The 14702-nt window shown below is 41.6% G+C and carries 13 protein-coding genes; 11 read left to right on the plus strand and 2 right to left on the minus strand.

The window, feature by feature from the left end:
- The first annotated feature begins 50 nt into the window (after positions 1-50).
- From QSE00_RS12155 to QSE00_RS12205, 11 genes are all read left to right on the plus strand, one after another.
- On the plus strand, positions 51-995 hold the full coding sequence (locus QSE00_RS12155) for an alkaline phosphatase (RefSeq protein ID WP_286106181.1): 945 nt from the start codon (positions 51-53) through the stop codon (positions 993-995).
- 43 nt (positions 996-1038) lie between these two features.
- Positions 1039-2313: an NAD(P)/FAD-dependent oxidoreductase gene (locus QSE00_RS12160; RefSeq protein ID WP_286106182.1), complete on the plus strand. Its 1275-nt coding sequence runs from the start codon at positions 1039-1041 to the stop codon at positions 2311-2313.
- 24 nt (positions 2314-2337) lie between these two features.
- Positions 2338-3342 carry a metallophosphoesterase family protein gene (locus QSE00_RS12165; RefSeq protein ID WP_286106183.1) on the plus strand — a complete coding sequence of 335 codons (1005 nt, stop codon included), beginning with the start codon at positions 2338-2340 and terminating at the stop codon, positions 3340-3342.
- Between the two features lie 417 nt (positions 3343-3759).
- A complete protein-coding gene (locus QSE00_RS12170) occupies positions 3760-4317 on the plus strand; it encodes a helix-turn-helix domain-containing protein (RefSeq protein WP_110357026.1) in 558 nt (185 codons plus the stop codon).
- A gap of 374 nt (positions 4318-4691) precedes the next feature.
- Entirely contained in the window at positions 4692-5498 is an 807-nt protein-coding gene (gene proC / locus QSE00_RS12175) for a pyrroline-5-carboxylate reductase (protein ID WP_286106184.1), read from the plus strand.
- A gap of 3 nt (positions 5499-5501) precedes the next feature.
- Positions 5502-6272, plus strand: coding sequence for a glutamate 5-kinase (gene proB / locus QSE00_RS12180; RefSeq protein WP_110357024.1), 771 nt, complete (start codon positions 5502-5504; stop codon positions 6270-6272).
- A gap of 25 nt (positions 6273-6297) precedes the next feature.
- Positions 6298-7500, plus strand: coding sequence for a glutamate-5-semialdehyde dehydrogenase (locus tag QSE00_RS12185; RefSeq protein ID WP_286106185.1), 1203 nt, complete (start codon positions 6298-6300; stop codon positions 7498-7500).
- Between the two features lie 364 nt (positions 7501-7864).
- Entirely contained in the window at positions 7865-8449 is a 585-nt protein-coding gene (locus QSE00_RS12190; protein WP_110357022.1) for a precorrin-2 dehydrogenase/sirohydrochlorin ferrochelatase family protein, read from the plus strand.
- A 295-nt stretch (positions 8450-8744) separates the two neighbouring features.
- On the plus strand, positions 8745-10223 hold the full coding sequence (locus QSE00_RS12195; protein ID WP_286106186.1) for a xylulokinase: 1479 nt from the start codon (positions 8745-8747) through the stop codon (positions 10221-10223).
- Positions 10224-10233: 10 nt separating this feature from the next.
- Complete coding sequence (xylA, locus tag QSE00_RS12200) at positions 10234-11559, plus strand: xylose isomerase (protein WP_110357021.1); 1326 nt, start codon at positions 10234-10236, stop codon at positions 11557-11559.
- A 124-nt stretch (positions 11560-11683) separates the two neighbouring features.
- The gene (locus QSE00_RS12205) at positions 11684-12700 is read left to right on the plus strand and encodes a LacI family DNA-binding transcriptional regulator (protein WP_110357020.1); all 1017 of its coding nucleotides are present in this window, start codon (positions 11684-11686) and stop codon (positions 12698-12700) included.
- 23 nt (positions 12701-12723) lie between these two features.
- Here the strand turns inward: QSE00_RS12205 and QSE00_RS12210 are convergent, their stop codons facing one another.
- Both QSE00_RS12210 and QSE00_RS12215 read right to left on the minus strand, forming a co-directional pair.
- A complete protein-coding gene (locus QSE00_RS12210; protein ID WP_286106187.1) occupies positions 12724-13797 on the minus strand; it encodes a phosphotransferase enzyme family protein in 1074 nt (357 codons plus the stop codon).
- 12 nt (positions 13798-13809) lie between these two features.
- Positions 13810-14700 carry a nucleotidyltransferase family protein gene (locus QSE00_RS12215; protein WP_258364874.1) on the minus strand — a complete coding sequence of 297 codons (891 nt, stop codon included), beginning with the start codon at positions 14698-14700 and terminating at the stop codon, positions 13810-13812.
- Positions 14701-14702 lie beyond the last annotated feature (2 nt).

Below are 14702 nucleotides of genomic sequence, written 5' to 3' on the forward strand. Positions count from 1 at the left end.
TATCCGTGTAGCAATGTATAATTATCAACTTAAATTAAATACTATAAAATATGATTAGGAAACGGAATTTGATCGTTTATTGGAGTTTAATTTGGTTATTGGGCAGTTGTGATACGGCCAAAAAAGCCCCGGAAAATAGGGTTCAGACGAAGCGTGTTATCGCCATAGGCCTGGACGGTATAAGTGTGGATGGCTATAGAACGGCAAAACACCCAAATTTGGATGCGCTTATGGCAGATGGGGTGCTGTCCTTGACCACCAGAAATGTGATGCCTTCGGTGACCCTGCCCAATTGGACTTCCCATCTTACTGGAAGCGGCCCTGAACAACATGGAGTATTGAGTAACAGTTGGGAATTGCAGAATGTGACCCTGCCGGCCATAGAGACCGATGAGGAGGGGTATTATCCTTCTATTTTCAAAATTTTGAAGGAAGGCGTTCCAGATGTAAAGACAGCTTTCTTTTACAATTGGGCCGAATTGATCAATTCGTTCAACCCGCGCTATATAGATGAATTAAGTTTTGAGGAGAATGATGAATATCAAAATAATTATGGAAAGGCATTCGATTTTATCGTCAATAACAAGTCGGACCCTACCATGGTTTTTCTTTACTCCGTGCATACAGATCATGCGGGCCATAATCATGGTTGGATGTCCCCGGAATATATTACTTCCATTGAAGAAGTGGATGTGCAAATTGGAGAGTTTATAAATAGACTAAAGGAAGAAGGACTATACGAGGATACACATTTTATGTTTTTTACGGATCACGGAGGAGTGCCCGAAAAAGGTCATGGGGGAATCACCCCGCAAGAATTGGAAGTGCCTTGGGCCATAACGGGACCTGGAATAAAAAAAGGACAATCTTTAAAGGAACCCAATAATTCCGTTAATACGGCCACTACCATAGCTTATCTTTTTGGTTGTGGCAATGTTCCGCTTTCATGGACCGGGGAAGTGCCCATGTCCATTTTCGAAACCCAGGAACCATAGGGAATACAAATGCACATTTTATTTTTTTAAGGCAGGGTGCCTTATGATGGCTTTAGAAAATTATTTAAAATACAGAAGTTTAATGAAGGGTAGGTCCGTTGAAAAGTTCGATTTAGTGATAATTGGAGGAGGGATATTCGGTTGTGCCATTGCCTATTATTACACCAAAAATAATCCAGAAAAACAAGTAGTGCTCTTGGAGCGCAATGAATTGAATAATGCGGCAACCAGTAGGGCAGCTGCCTTAATGACCATGGTGCGTTCCAAGCGTGCCTATATTCCGCTTACAATAGAGACCTTTAAAGTAGCCAAAGAGATGGAAGTAGAGTTGGGGGAGACATTGGACTTTAAGGAGGTAGGTATGATGCATGTGGCAGCCAGTGAGTCCAAGGTGAGGGATTTGGCGAAACTTATGGAAATCGCCAAGGAATACAACCAGGAAGCCTACTATCTAACCAAAGAGGAGGCCCAAAATAAAACCCCTTGGCTGAAGGTGGACGAGGCTTTGAAAATTGGATTTGTTCCCAATGAGGCCTATTGTGATCCCTATATGTTGGGGACTTTCTTTGCCAGGTGTGCCAAAAATAGAGGGGCTAAAATTCGTTTGGGTGTTGAAGTCATTGGACTTATTCATGATGGGGGAACAGTAAAAGGGGTAAAGACTTCGGAAGCTGTAATAATGGCAGAAACCGTTGTGGATGCAGCGGGTGTTTGGGCGCCCTTGCTCGCGAAGGAAATGGGGGTGGGACTTCCCATGGCCCCGGTACGAAGTCAGTATTGGATAACGGAACGGGCCGATATATTTCCCGCAAATTCACCCATGGTCCTGTTACCGGACGCCCAGGCCTATGCCCGACCTGAAGGAGGGGGGCTGCTGTTTGGGATACGCGAGGGGAAATCGTTGGTTGCTTCCCCAAAAGATGTGCCCAGGGATATTTCCGATTTCGTTTTTAGTGCCGATGAAGGCATGGAGGATCTTTTTGAAAATGGAGAGCGACTCGCACGTTTCTTTCCTGCTATTTATGATATGGGGATCAAATATTACGTGGCAGGATTTTCGGGCTATACTCCAGACTCCCAATTGGTTTTGGGAGATGTCCCAGGAACCAAGGGTTTCCTGGTGGCCTCAGGATGTTGTGGTGCCGGAATTTCTGTTGCCGGTGGGGTAGGGCTTGGAATTGCCGAAATGGCATCGGGGAGACCCAATCCTTTGGATTTCTCAGCGTTTGAAATTTCGCGGTTTGGAGATATAGATCCCTTTAGTGAAGAATGGCTCAACAAATGCGCATCTTCGAGATCTAACAAAGTAAGTGGTTAAGTTAAGTAATTAAGATAGAACAACATGCAAAATAAAGAAAGGGGACGTCGTAGGTTTATGGCCAAGATGGGCATGGGAACCTTGGCCTTTGGGTTAGGTAATATTGGGGCTTATGCCTTCGTACCAAAATTGGAAATGACCAAAAAAAAGAAGGTCAATATAGGTTTTATAACCGATATCCACCATGGCTATTGTTCAGATGCCTTGGAGCGATTGGAGGTTTTTATAAAGGAAGCTTCTTCCCGCGAATTGGACTTTATAATTCAAGGTGGGGATTTTTGCTATGCAACGGAAGAAGCCCAAGAGTGTATGGATCTTTGGAACACCTACAAGGGGGAAAAATATCATGTGTTGGGAAACCATGATATGGACAAGGTTACCAAGAAAGATGCCATGGATTTTTTTGGGATGGAGAAGAACTACTATTCCTTTGATAAGGGCGACTTTCACTTTGTGGTTATGGATGGAAATTTTATTAAGAAGGAAGGGAACTACGAGGATTACGGCAATGCCAATTTTTATATAGAACAACAAAATAGAAGTTTGGTCAACCCTGAACAAATAGAATGGTTAAAAGAGGATTTGGAAAAAACGGATAAACAGACAATAATTTTTTCCCATCAGGCTTTTGATGAGATTTGGGATGGGTGGTCCTCTCCCAGCAGGTTTGCAGTTAGAAAGGTTATTGATGATGCCAACAATAGAACGGACTATCAAAAAGTAATAGCTTGTTTCTGTGGGCACCATCATGTGGATGATCACAGTTTTATAAACAAGGTGCATTATTTTCAAATGAACAGCGCTTCCTATTTTTATGTGGGGGAGGGTTATGGCTCCGACGGCAGTAGGGCCATGTACAAGGATTCCATATTTGCATTTTTAACTTTGGATCCCTCCGGTCAAATTTCAATTGAAGGGAGGCAAAGTCAGTTTGTGCATCCCACCCCTTCCGAAAAGAATCATCCCGATGCCCCTAGGCTTTCTGCGTCCATCAGCGATAGAACGGTAGATTTTAATCAGAAAGGGTAATGGTAAAGCACGGTCTTTTAAGGAGAACGTATATTTACCCATTTTATTAGTGAAACTCAATTTTGAGAAGTCAGTAAGACGCACTTAAAATTGCAAGTTGAACTAATCCCGCCTTAATCGGCGGGATCTAGGTTCAATACCTCGACCATAGGGTCGATTCCTATTATTGGGTTCAGGACCTGCCTTTATGGACAGACAGGCCTGTCTGCCGACAAAGGCAGGCCTGCCCTGAGGTTTATACCTTTTATATAGACTGGAGACTTTTAAATAGTAATTTATCCAATCGATTGCCTAAGTATAAAGCTCCATTTAAATCATACTGAGGTTTTAGTTTATTTCAATTAAAATAAATGTCTATTTTTGCTGTAATAATGTCTGTGCAGCAAGCCTTTGCAACACATGACCAATAGTAGCTAAATGGATGACATTCTTATCAATATAGGGCGACAATTGAAATTGGCCCGTCAAAAACGGGACTTGACCCTTCAACAAGTGGCAAAAAGGACTGGTGTTAGTGCTGGGCTTATTTCTAAAATTGAAAATTTAAGGACTACTCCGTCCCTCCCAGTGCTTTTAAAAATAATGCAGACCCTGAGTATAGATTTGTCAGAGCTGGACCTTTCCTCTAATGTTACCGGGGATTATATAGTAATCAAAAATGGAACGGGGACCAAGGAAGACCGGGAAGATTCCGTTAACCTTGAGTATACGCACCTGTTGTCCAGTTCCTCTTCGGATAGTAGTATAAGGGTATATATTGTTAGTGTTGCAGCCGGTGCGTATAGAAAGCCAATTTCCACCAATGCCAATGAACTGATCTATGTACTTGGAGGCAAGGTGAACTATTTGCTCAAAAAAGACAAGGTGCTTTTGGAAAAAGGGGATCTTCTATATTTTGATGGCTCTATACCCCATGGTGTATCCAATGAGTTCAATGAACAGGCTACCATGTTGAAAATTTACTTCCTGCATTAAAGGGTATTGCTGGCAGGCTAGATGCTCCTGGACAGGTCCTGACCTCAATCCTACTTTCATATTTTACAACCAGAATACAGTGGCCAGTAGGTGATGGCTTTTACTTATATCAATTTTGAGTTGGGATTGCAACTTATTTATCCAATTTGACACTATTTTGTCAGGTTCCTCTTTTGGCAATGGGCCAAAACCTATAATTTTCTATTATTTCATTAAAATCCCAAATCCTGTCATAGCAAGGGGTAGGGCTTTAGTATAAGTTTTTTCTATTCTAAGGTGAGGTCTACAGATAAACTCTATAATGGCAATGGGCATATCGCACGGTTCTTGTGCGAATAGGGTTGTAAATTAAAGTATAAACTTAAAAACAATACATGAAAGTATTAGTAATTGGGGCAGGGAATATGGGATTGACCTACGCGGAGTCCATGTCAAAATCAAAATTATTAAAGAAAAAAAATTTAATGATCTTGGACAGTTCCCAGGAAAAGACCTTGTCCTTAAAAAAGATTGCACATTTTGAAGTACATGAAAATTTGGAGGGATGTGTGCCCAAGGCCGATCTAATTTTTATTGCCGTTAAACCGTGCCATAGCGGGGACTTATTTAAGAAGATGACACACTTGGTCAATAAGGGGCAAATCGTTATTTCAATTATGGCCGGAGTCACTATAAAGTCCATTCAAGACCAATTGGGGCTTCAAAAAATAGTCCGGGCTATGCCAAATTTACCTGCTCAGATAGGGAAAGGGGTCACCTCATATACGGCTTCCAAGGAGGTGTCAAGAATAGAATTATTGACCATAGAAAATTTATTGGATACAACAGGGAAATCGATTTTGGTAAGCTCGGAAAAATTCATAGATGCTTCCACAGGTATTTCGGGTAGCGGCCCGGCCTATGTTTTTTATTTTATGCAAAGTATGATGGAAGCAGCTTTAAAAATGGGCTTTTCTGGTAATGACAGTAAAATGTTGGTTAGCCAGACCTTTGAAGGTGCTGTGGATTTGTTCAATCAATCCGATCTTTCCCCCAATTCATGGATGGAAAGGGTGGCATCCAAAGGGGGTACAACAAGGGCGGCATTGGATTCCATGGACGATAATAACGTTAAGGAGCTTATTAAGGAGGCCGCGTACTCTGCTTTTAATCGCGCTGTTGAATTGGGACAAGATAAATAGAATATGTATAAACAAAGAGTAGTTATTAAAGTAGGTACCAATGTAATGACCAATAAGGACAATAGGATCGTAAAACCTGTTCTTGATCACCTGGTACAACAGATAGCGGAATTGTATGAACGGAATATAATGTCGGTTTTGGTTTCGTCGGGATCGGTTATTGCCGGTATGGAAGTGATGGGAGAGAGCCATATTACGGATAAGGCCACAAGGAGACAGGTGTATTCGGCTATAGGACAACCAAGAATGATGCGGCATTACTACAATATATTTCAGGATTATGGAATGAAATGCGCCCAAGTGTTGGCAACCAAAAGGGACTTTAACCCTGGAAACCACAGGGATAATATGATCAATTGCTATGAAGGCCTTTTGTCAGAGGGTGTGGTGCCAATTGCCAATGAGGATGATGCTGTTTCCTTGACCAAATCCATGTTTTCGGACAATGACGAGTTGGCAAGTCTAGTAGCAGAACTTACCAAAGCCGATAAATTGATTATCCTTACGGACACGGATGGATTATTTACAGGACATCCTGATGATAAAGATACTGAGGTAATAAAGAATGTGAGCGTGGACCAGAATGTTGAAAAGTATATAAAGACCATAGATAAAGGTGAAGCTGAAGGGAGAGGTGGAATGGGCTCCAAGTTGAATATTGCCAAACAGACCGCCTCCAAGAATATCCCGACTTATATTGCCAATGGCAAAAGAAAACGGGTTATACTGGATATTGTGGAAGGGAAGAGTGTGGGAACCAAGATTTCCGCATAATATAAGTAAGCTAAAAATAGAAAGAATGAAATTGTTAAATACAGATATTAAAAATAAAGTATTGAGATCCATGATGCGAATATTGGATAGCAATAGGAACCGCATAATTGCCGCCAATCGGAAAGACCTTAAACTTTTCGAAAAAGGGGACAGGGCTATGTACGATAGGCTTGTTGTGGATGATAAAAAGGTGGACGAAATGATTGTGGCTATCCAAGAAGTGCTACAACAGCAGGATCCAGTGGGCAGAATAAAATCGGAACAGGCCTTGGAAAACGGTTTGAAAATTGAAAATAAAACGGCGCCTTTTGGGACTATAATGATCATTTACGAATCCAGGCCGGATGTTATCATAGAAGCCGCTGTTTTGGCCTTCAAAGCCAATAATAAAATTTTGTTGAAGGGAGGAAAGGAAGCGGTTCACAGTAATGTTATTTTGGAGAAATGTTGGCACCTGGCACTAGAGGAAAATGGTTTGGATACGCAGTGGATACAATTACTTCATATGAACAGGGAAGAGACCCAAGAGTTTTTGAGGAATCCTTCCGAGAAGTTAGACCTGATCGTTCCACGAGGCGGGGAGCGTTTAATAGCTTTTGTAAAGGAACATGCCAAATGCGCAGTACTGGTCAGTGGAAGAGGCAATAATTTTCTCTTTGTGGACAAGGAAGCGGATTGGGCACAAAGTATGGAGGTAATCTTAAATGCAAAGACCCAAAAGATATCGGCCTGTAATGCCCTTGATAAAATCCTGATCCATACTAAAATGGATGACTATTACAACAAGTTAACAGAGCTCAATACTATCCTGAATAACCATGGGGTCACCGTTGTGGTCGATAGGAAAGTGGCCGAGGTACTACCCGCAAATACTACCATTAAAACCGAGTCTATTTGGTATGAAGAATTCCTCGCCATGAAATGTGTTATTGGAGCGGTTGATGATTTGGAATCAGCGGTACAAAAGATAAATAACTATTCCGGAGGGCATTCCGCGACCATTATGACCCAGAATAAGGAGCTGGCCATGGAATTCATGAATCAGGTGGATACTGCCGCAGTATACCACAATGCCTCGACCAGGTTTACGGATGGTGGACAAATGGGAGTTGGTGCCGAATTGGCAATCAGTACGGACAAGCTGCACCATAGGGGGCCGCTGGGACTGGAGCAGTTGGTAACCAACAAGTATTACATATACGGAGATGGGCAAGTAAGAATGTCTTAATTTCATAGGCCCTTAAAGGAACGGGCAACTGTGCTGTTCCAAAGGCAAGTTTTTACGGGTTTACAAGGACGGTCACTATAGGTTAGAAAACAGTTATTTATCACAACAAGTCCTAGCTATTATTAGGGGCTAGGGCGTTATAAGTAGTGTTTTTTGTCATGGCCATAAAAAGGTGGGCACCATTTTCCATAGAATTGTCATAAAGGAGATGGTGTATGGAAAAAATCTAGCCAAAATGAAAGAGGGCCTAGCATTTTGTGCCTTATCTTTGAATGGATTGTTTTTTTTGGATAAATGGTGATATCCTTTAAGGAAAGGCAATTGTTGTAACGCGTATGTGTAGTGGAACAAAACAAGAGTCATTATGGAAAGGAATGAATTATATCCTGTTTTTTTAAAGGTATCCCAGCTCAATATTTTAATAGTGGGGGGTGGCAATGTTGGTTTGGAAAAACTAACGTTCATGCTTAAGTCCAGCCCCAATGCCCAAGTAGAAATGGTGGCACCCGAATTCTTGGATGCAACCTTGGAACTTGCCAAAAAGTATCAGGTAAAAATAACGCAGGATAGCTATAGGAAGAGTTATTTGGAAGGGCGTCATATGGTTATTGCCACAACGGATAAAGTGGCCGTAAACGAACAGATTTATCACGACTGCAGGGAAAAGCACTTACTTGTAAATGTAGCCGATAATCCACCTTTTTGCGACTTTTATATGGGAGGTATCGTTACCAAGGGCAATGTAAAGGTGGCCATATCTACCAATGGGAAATCGCCTACTACCGCAAAACGCCTAAGACAGTTTTTTGAAGATGTAATTCCGGAGAATATAGATGATCTGGTTAAAAATCTAAACGAATTCCGAAAAACCATAAAAGGGGATTTTGAGGAAAAAGTGGAGACCTTGAACGAGTTTACCAAAGGTCTGGTTAGCAAGAAAGAGAAGTAGATTAAAACAAGGGTTATGGCCATATATCGTAGTCTCTTTTAGGACGGCCTAAAGATATAGGTGCCTAATTCTACGAAAGCGTTTTCGAAAAGTTTCGTAAATATACCAAAAGCATGTATTTATTTAATTTTCAGATGCTTATGTGTATTTTGATTTGCTATTGGATGCTTACTTTGCTTGTATTTTTTTATGCCCTATACCCCAAAATGCTTATCGTGATATAGATTTTAATATATTTGATTGGTTCTTCGAGAATTTTCATATTGGGAATTTATCCCATAAAAATTTAAGGCATATGTATTATTTGGGATTGGATATTGGAAGCTCTTCAATTAAGGTGGCTTTGGTGGAAGTGGCCACAGGGAAAAGTGTTGGGGTTGTTCAGGAACCGGAAACGGAAATGGAAATGCTGGCCTTGAAAAATGGTTGGGCAGAACAAGATCCCAAGGAATGGTGGGGATACGTATGTAGGGGCATAAAGAAAATTAAGCAAAAGTACGGTGTAGCGGAAAATCAAATAGAGGGAGTGGGCATTGCCTATCAGATGCACGGACTGGTATTGGTGGATAAACTGGGCGAGCCGGTAAGGAAATCCATTATTTGGTGCGATAGTCGTGCAGTGGAAATAGGAAGGAAGGCTTATGACGACATTGGGGAGGACATTTGCAAGGCCCATTTATTGAATTCCCCTGCAAACTTTACAGCTTCCAAATTGAAATGGGTAAAGGAAAACGAACCGGAACTTTACCGGGCCGCCGATAAATTAATGCTGCCAGGAGACTATATAGCCTTTCGTTTTTCCAATGTTTTAAATACCACTATTTCCGGGTTGTCAGAGGGTACCCTTTGGGATTTCAAGGAAGATGCGGTAGCAGACCTGCTCCTAGGGCATTATGGTATTCCCAAGTCTTTTATTCCGGATATTGTGAATACTTTTGGACTTCAGTCCAAAGTAGATGCCAAAGGGGCCCGAGAAAGTGGCTTGGCAATTGGTACACCAATACTGTATAGGGCGGGTGACCAGCCCAATAATGCCTTGGCTCTTAATGTTTTTAATCCCGGAGAAGTCGCTGCTACGGGAGGTACCTCTGGGGTGGTCTATGCGGTTACGGATAGTTTATCGGGTAAGGAAAGTACCAGGGTTAACAATTTTGCCCATGTTAATTATAGCAAACAGACGCCAAGAGTAGGAAAGTTGCTGAATATCAATGGTGCCGGAATTCAATATCGCTGGCTTTTGAATAATCTGGATGTGGATTCCTATGAGGAAATGAATTCCCTGGCTTCGGGTATTCCTGTAGGTTCGGACGGGGTATGTCTAATTCCGTTTGGAAATGGGGCAGAGCGTATGCTTAACAATATGGATATTGGAACCAGGCTGGTCAACATCAACCTGAATAATCACACCAAGGCACATGTTTGTAGGGCAGCTTTGGAAGGGATAGCCTTATCCTTTGTCTATGGGATGGAAATCCTGAAGTCCGACGGCATAAACATTGGAGTAATGCGTGCCGGGAACGATAATCTGTTTAGATCGGACATTTTTTCAAATACTATATCCACCTTGGTGTCGCAGGACATTGAGATTTACAATACCACTGGGGCCATTGGCGCAGCAAGGGCCGCCGGTATCAATGAAGGAGGTTTTGAAAAATTTGGAACCTATATCACCAATAACGACCATGTAAGGACCTTTAAGCCTTTGAGCGATAAAAGTGCTTATCAATTGGCCTATGAAAATTGGAAAAAAGAATTGGAACTAATCATTAAATAACAAAATAGAGATGGCAATAATTGGAAACAAAGAATACTTTAAGGGAATTGGGGACATTAAATTTGAGGGGAAGGAATCTGATAATCCTTTGGCTTTCAAATATTACAATCCAGAACAAGTGGTTGCTGGGAAAACCATGCGGGAGCATTTTAAGTTTGCCATAGCCTATTGGCATACCTTCTGTGGGCAGGGAGCGGATCCGTTTGGCCCAGGAACCCAGAATTTTGCATGGGACCAGTCCTCCGATCCAGTACAGGCGGCAAAGGACAAGGCAGATGCAGCTTTTGAGTTTATCAGTAAAATGGGATTCGATTATTTCTGTTTCCATGATTTCGATCTTATACAGGAAGGAGCCACTTTTGCCGAATCAGAGAAACGATTATCTATAATAACCGATTACCTGAAGGAGAAAAAAGCAAATTCTGGAATTAAATTATTGTGGGGAACCGCCAATTGTTTCTCCAATCCCCGTTATATGAACGGTGCGGCTACCAACCCTGATTTTAATGTAGTGGCCAGGGCAGGGGGACAGATTAAACTGGCCTTGGATGCAACTATTGCCCTTGGTGGCGAGAATTATGTTTTCTGGGGCGGAAGGGAAGGTTATATGTCCCTTTTAAATACCGATATGGGACGTGAGTTGGATCATATGGCGCAATTCTTGGGGATGGCAAGGGATTATGCAAGGGCCCAAGGTTTTAAGGGAACCTTTTTTATAGAACCCAAACCTATGGAACCTTCCAAGCATCAATACGACTTTGACACAGCAACTGCTATAGGATTCCTGCGTGAATACGGATTGGAGAAAGATTTTAAAATAAACATAGAGGTAAATCATGCTACCTTGGCCCAACATACTTTTCAACACGAATTGGCAGTAGCGGCCAAAGCCGGAATGTTGGGAAGTATAGATGCCAATAGGGGGGATTACCAAAATGGGTGGGATACCGATCAGTTCCCAAACAATATACAGGAAACTACCGAGGCAATGTTGGTATTCCTTAAAGCTGGTGGACTGCAAGGTGGTGGTGTAAACTTTGATGCCAAAATAAGAAGGAATTCCACTGATTTGGATGATGTTTTCCATGCCCATATCGGAGGGGCCGACACCTTCGCCCGTGCTTTGATTACGGCGGATAGGATTATTTCTTCCTCTGCCTATGGAAAAATGCTAGAGGAAAGATATAGCTCCTTCGATTCAGGGAAAGGGAAGGACTTTGAGAATGGTAAATTGAATCTGGAAGCCCTTTACAAAATAGCCCAGGAAAATGGGGAGTTGAAGTTGCAGAGCGGGAAGCAGGAGCTGTTCGAGAACATCATAAATCAATACATTTAACAAATATAAATAGAACAAAGAAATTGGGTAATCAACTTGGGCTAATCCAAAGATTTTTGCAAAAAATCTTTTAAAAATATTGTAAAGGGAGTTATTTTACCGAAATTCGGGATAAGATGATTCTATGAAAAAAATAACCCTAAAGGAGATTGCCCAATATTTTGGTGTTTCTATTTCAACGGTTTCCAAGGCTATCAATGATAGTCATGAGATCAGTGATGGACTGAAAGCTAAAATACAGCAGTTTGCCAAGGATAATAAATACAGGCCAAACAAAGTGGCCCTGAGTTTATTACAGCGGAAGACCAAGACCATCGGGGTCGTTGTGCCCAATATCCTCAATTATTTTTTTACCCAGGTATTTTCAGGAATTGAAAAAGTAGCCAACGAACACGGCTATATTTTACTTAGCTGTATAAGCGATGAATCATATGAAAAGGAGGTGGCGACTCTTGAATTTCTAGGAGGGGGTACGGTTGATGGATTAATAGTGTCCATGGCTGAAGAGACACAGTTTAGGAACAAACTTGAACATTTTCAAAATATCCTGGACGAGCAAATTCCTTTGGTAATGTTCGATAGGGTTTCGGATGAAATTTCATGTGATAAGGTGATAGTCGATGATTTTGAGGCGGGCTATAAAACCACTAAATATTTTTTAAATTTAGGTTGTACAACAGTTGCCCTGGTTACCGCTATTGATCATTCAAGCGTAGGTAGATTGCGGGTGGAAGGCTATAAGAAGGCATTGGCAGAGGCAGGTATCCCCTTTGATGACAAATTAATATTAAGGGTGGGCAAGGAGGATGATATGGAAGTTCTCTTGACTTTTTTGTTGAATTACAAGTCTATTGATAGTATAATGGCTTTGGATGAAATTACAGCGGTAGAGGTCTTGAAATTGATCAAGGCAAGGGGGTATAGGGTGCCGGAAGACATTTCCGTTATAGGGTTTACCAATGGGAAACTATCACGCTACGTAAGTCCGGCTCTTACAGCTGTAAGTCAGCACGGTACTTATATTGGGGAAACGGCAGCCAAGGTCCTGATCGAAAGGATGGAGAGCAAGGAATATTTGGATTGTACCACCAAGGTAATTAAAACCAGCCTAATTGTTAGGGATTCCACCAAGAGGGTTTAATCTATGGGAGATACCCAATAAAACTAAACTTGGGGTGTTAGCCCATTCTTTACTATTTGGGTCATATACCCAATTTCTTCAATTGCCTTATTCGTGAAATAAAACAGGCTAAGACAGCGGTCCAAATTTTGGTTCTCGTAAGATACCTTGTAATAGATATTGTTGTTCAAATAGTCTGTGAGGGCCCTTAAGCCGTGAATGAAGGGCATAAATACAGCTCCCCAAGGCAGTAGGTCTATTTCTTCCTTATGTAAAAAGGGGCCGTTACTTTCCAGACCTTTTATGAAAGCTTCAAAGAAAGGCCTTTCAAAAGTAATCTTGCTGTGATCCTGTTCGTCTTCGGCAGCGGTATTTGCAACGGTCCTTATGGCATCTCCAAAATCAAAATAAAAATACCCCTTCATAATGGTGTCCAGGTCTATAAGGCAAAGGGCCTTGTTATTTTCCTTCGAGAAAAGGATATTGTTTAATTTGGTGTCATTGTGGCAAACCCTTAACGGCAACTTGGAATTGTCCAAGATTGTCAGCTTTTCCAATGTTTGCTTGGCGAAGGCTATGGCCGCTTTGGCAGTTTCCAATTTTTCTGTTTTCGCGGACAGAACGGCTTCTTCAAACTGACTTTCCCTTAAGGTAAGATTATGGAACTGTGGGATGGTATCCACAAAATTTCCCAAGGGGGCCTCTGCCAGAAGTTGATGGAATTTCCCGACCACCCTACCGGCCTCGAAAGCAATGCCTGTATCCGTGGCATTGTCATAGGCGGTAGTGTTGTTGAGGTAGGTCATCAACCTCCAGTATCCTGTTTCTTCATCCTTAAAATAGGAATTGCCCGATTGCGTTTTTAAAAGTTCAATGGGCGTGTAATTTTGGTCCTTTAAATGTTGAAAAGCATTGGCAATATTGCCCATGAGGCCATGTACGTCCTTAAAGACATTGTGGTTTACCCTTTGTAGAATATACAAGGGGTAATCGTTGTCCAGGACCAAATAGGTGTCATTGATATACCCCTGGTTTATTCCTTGGAATCCATAGGCCTTCCTATCTACAGAAAAGTTTTTCAATAGCTCGTTGAGCTCCGCATTTTTAGTTGCAATCATGGATAAGCTTTTCTAAACGTTGTCCCAAAGCGGAGAAGTATACCCATTTTCGTCTGTCATGCGCTGTAATTCGGAAACGGCAACATCCTTGTCGCTGGCGTAGGTAACCCCGAACCATTGACTTGCGGAAGGAATTACATCTACATCTATCAAATTCTTTGCAATCATTTCCTTGATCGCGAACGGAAGATATATTTCCCCTTTGGCATGGTTCTCCTTATTTCCGATAAAGTCCTTGAGGTAATCCGTAATAAATGGAAATATGGAAGGTTGACAAACCCAAAAATTCATACTGACCAATTCTTCCCCGGTAAATTTGGTGCCAGAATCCGTATCGATAATTCCATTTTCCTGAGCTTCTATTTTAGTATGTTCTTGTATGGAAGTTAGTTTTCCTCCCTCGGATTTGCATACACCCCTGGATACGGAACCGTGTTCGGATAAGGTATTTTTTAATATATAGGCTATAAGACCAAATGTCTCTTTGTTGCCATTGTTTTTGATAAAGTCGGCAGCGCTTTCAAATGCATTTTTACCATAATAGTCATCCGCATTAATTATGGCGAACGGCCTGTCAATAACATTTCTTGCAGTCCATACGGCATGTGCAGTTCCCCATGGCTTAGCCCTTTCACCGGTAAAGGTTACTCCTTCGGGAAGATCGTTTACTTCTTGGGCCAAAACATCCAGTTTAATATTCTTTGGCAATCTACTGGATAAATGCTCCTTTAAAAAATCTACATTTTCCTTTTTTGTAATGGCAACGATGTGGTCAAAACCATTTTTTAAGGCATCATAAATACTAAATTCCATTAGGAATTCGTCTTTTGGTCCCAAATCATCAAATTGTTTTAGTTTGCCATATCGGCTGCCACTACCGGCCGCCATTAAAAGTAATGTCATAA

The organism is Arenibacter flavimaris (genome assembly GCF_030291335.1).
Lineage (GTDB): Bacteria > Bacteroidota > Bacteroidia > Flavobacteriales > Flavobacteriaceae > Arenibacter.

Excerpts from the sequence above, each read along its gene's own strand:
- xylA (WP_110357021.1), top strand. The coding sequence starts at position 10,234 with ATGGCAATAATTGGAAACAAAGAATACTTTAAGGGAATTGGGGACATT.
- QSE00_RS12170 (WP_110357026.1), top strand. The coding sequence starts at position 3,760 with ATGGATGACATTCTTATCAATATAGGGCGACAATTGAAATTGGCCCGT.
- QSE00_RS12185 (WP_286106185.1), top strand. The coding sequence starts at position 6,298 with ATGAAATTGTTAAATACAGATATTAAAAATAAAGTATTGAGATCCATG.
- QSE00_RS12165 (WP_286106183.1), top strand. The coding sequence starts at position 2,338 with ATGCAAAATAAAGAAAGGGGACGTCGTAGGTTTATGGCCAAGATGGGC.
- QSE00_RS12210 (WP_286106187.1), bottom strand. The coding sequence starts at position 13,797 with ATGATTGCAACTAAAAATGCGGAGCTCAACGAGCTATTGAAAAACTTT.
- QSE00_RS12160 (WP_286106182.1), top strand. The coding sequence starts at position 1,039 with ATGATGGCTTTAGAAAATTATTTAAAATACAGAAGTTTAATGAAGGGT.
- QSE00_RS12205 (WP_110357020.1), top strand. The coding sequence starts at position 11,684 with ATGAAAAAAATAACCCTAAAGGAGATTGCCCAATATTTTGGTGTTTCT.
- QSE00_RS12215 (WP_258364874.1), bottom strand. The coding sequence starts at position 14,700 with ATGACATTACTTTTAATGGCGGCCGGTAGTGGCAGCCGATATGGCAAA.
- proC (WP_286106184.1), top strand. The coding sequence starts at position 4,692 with ATGAAAGTATTAGTAATTGGGGCAGGGAATATGGGATTGACCTACGCG.
- QSE00_RS12155 (WP_286106181.1), top strand. The coding sequence starts at position 51 with ATGATTAGGAAACGGAATTTGATCGTTTATTGGAGTTTAATTTGGTTA.
- QSE00_RS12195 (WP_286106186.1), top strand. The coding sequence starts at position 8,745 with ATGTATTATTTGGGATTGGATATTGGAAGCTCTTCAATTAAGGTGGCT.
- proB (WP_110357024.1), top strand. The coding sequence starts at position 5,502 with ATGTATAAACAAAGAGTAGTTATTAAAGTAGGTACCAATGTAATGACC.
- QSE00_RS12190 (WP_110357022.1), top strand. The coding sequence starts at position 7,865 with ATGGAAAGGAATGAATTATATCCTGTTTTTTTAAAGGTATCCCAGCTC.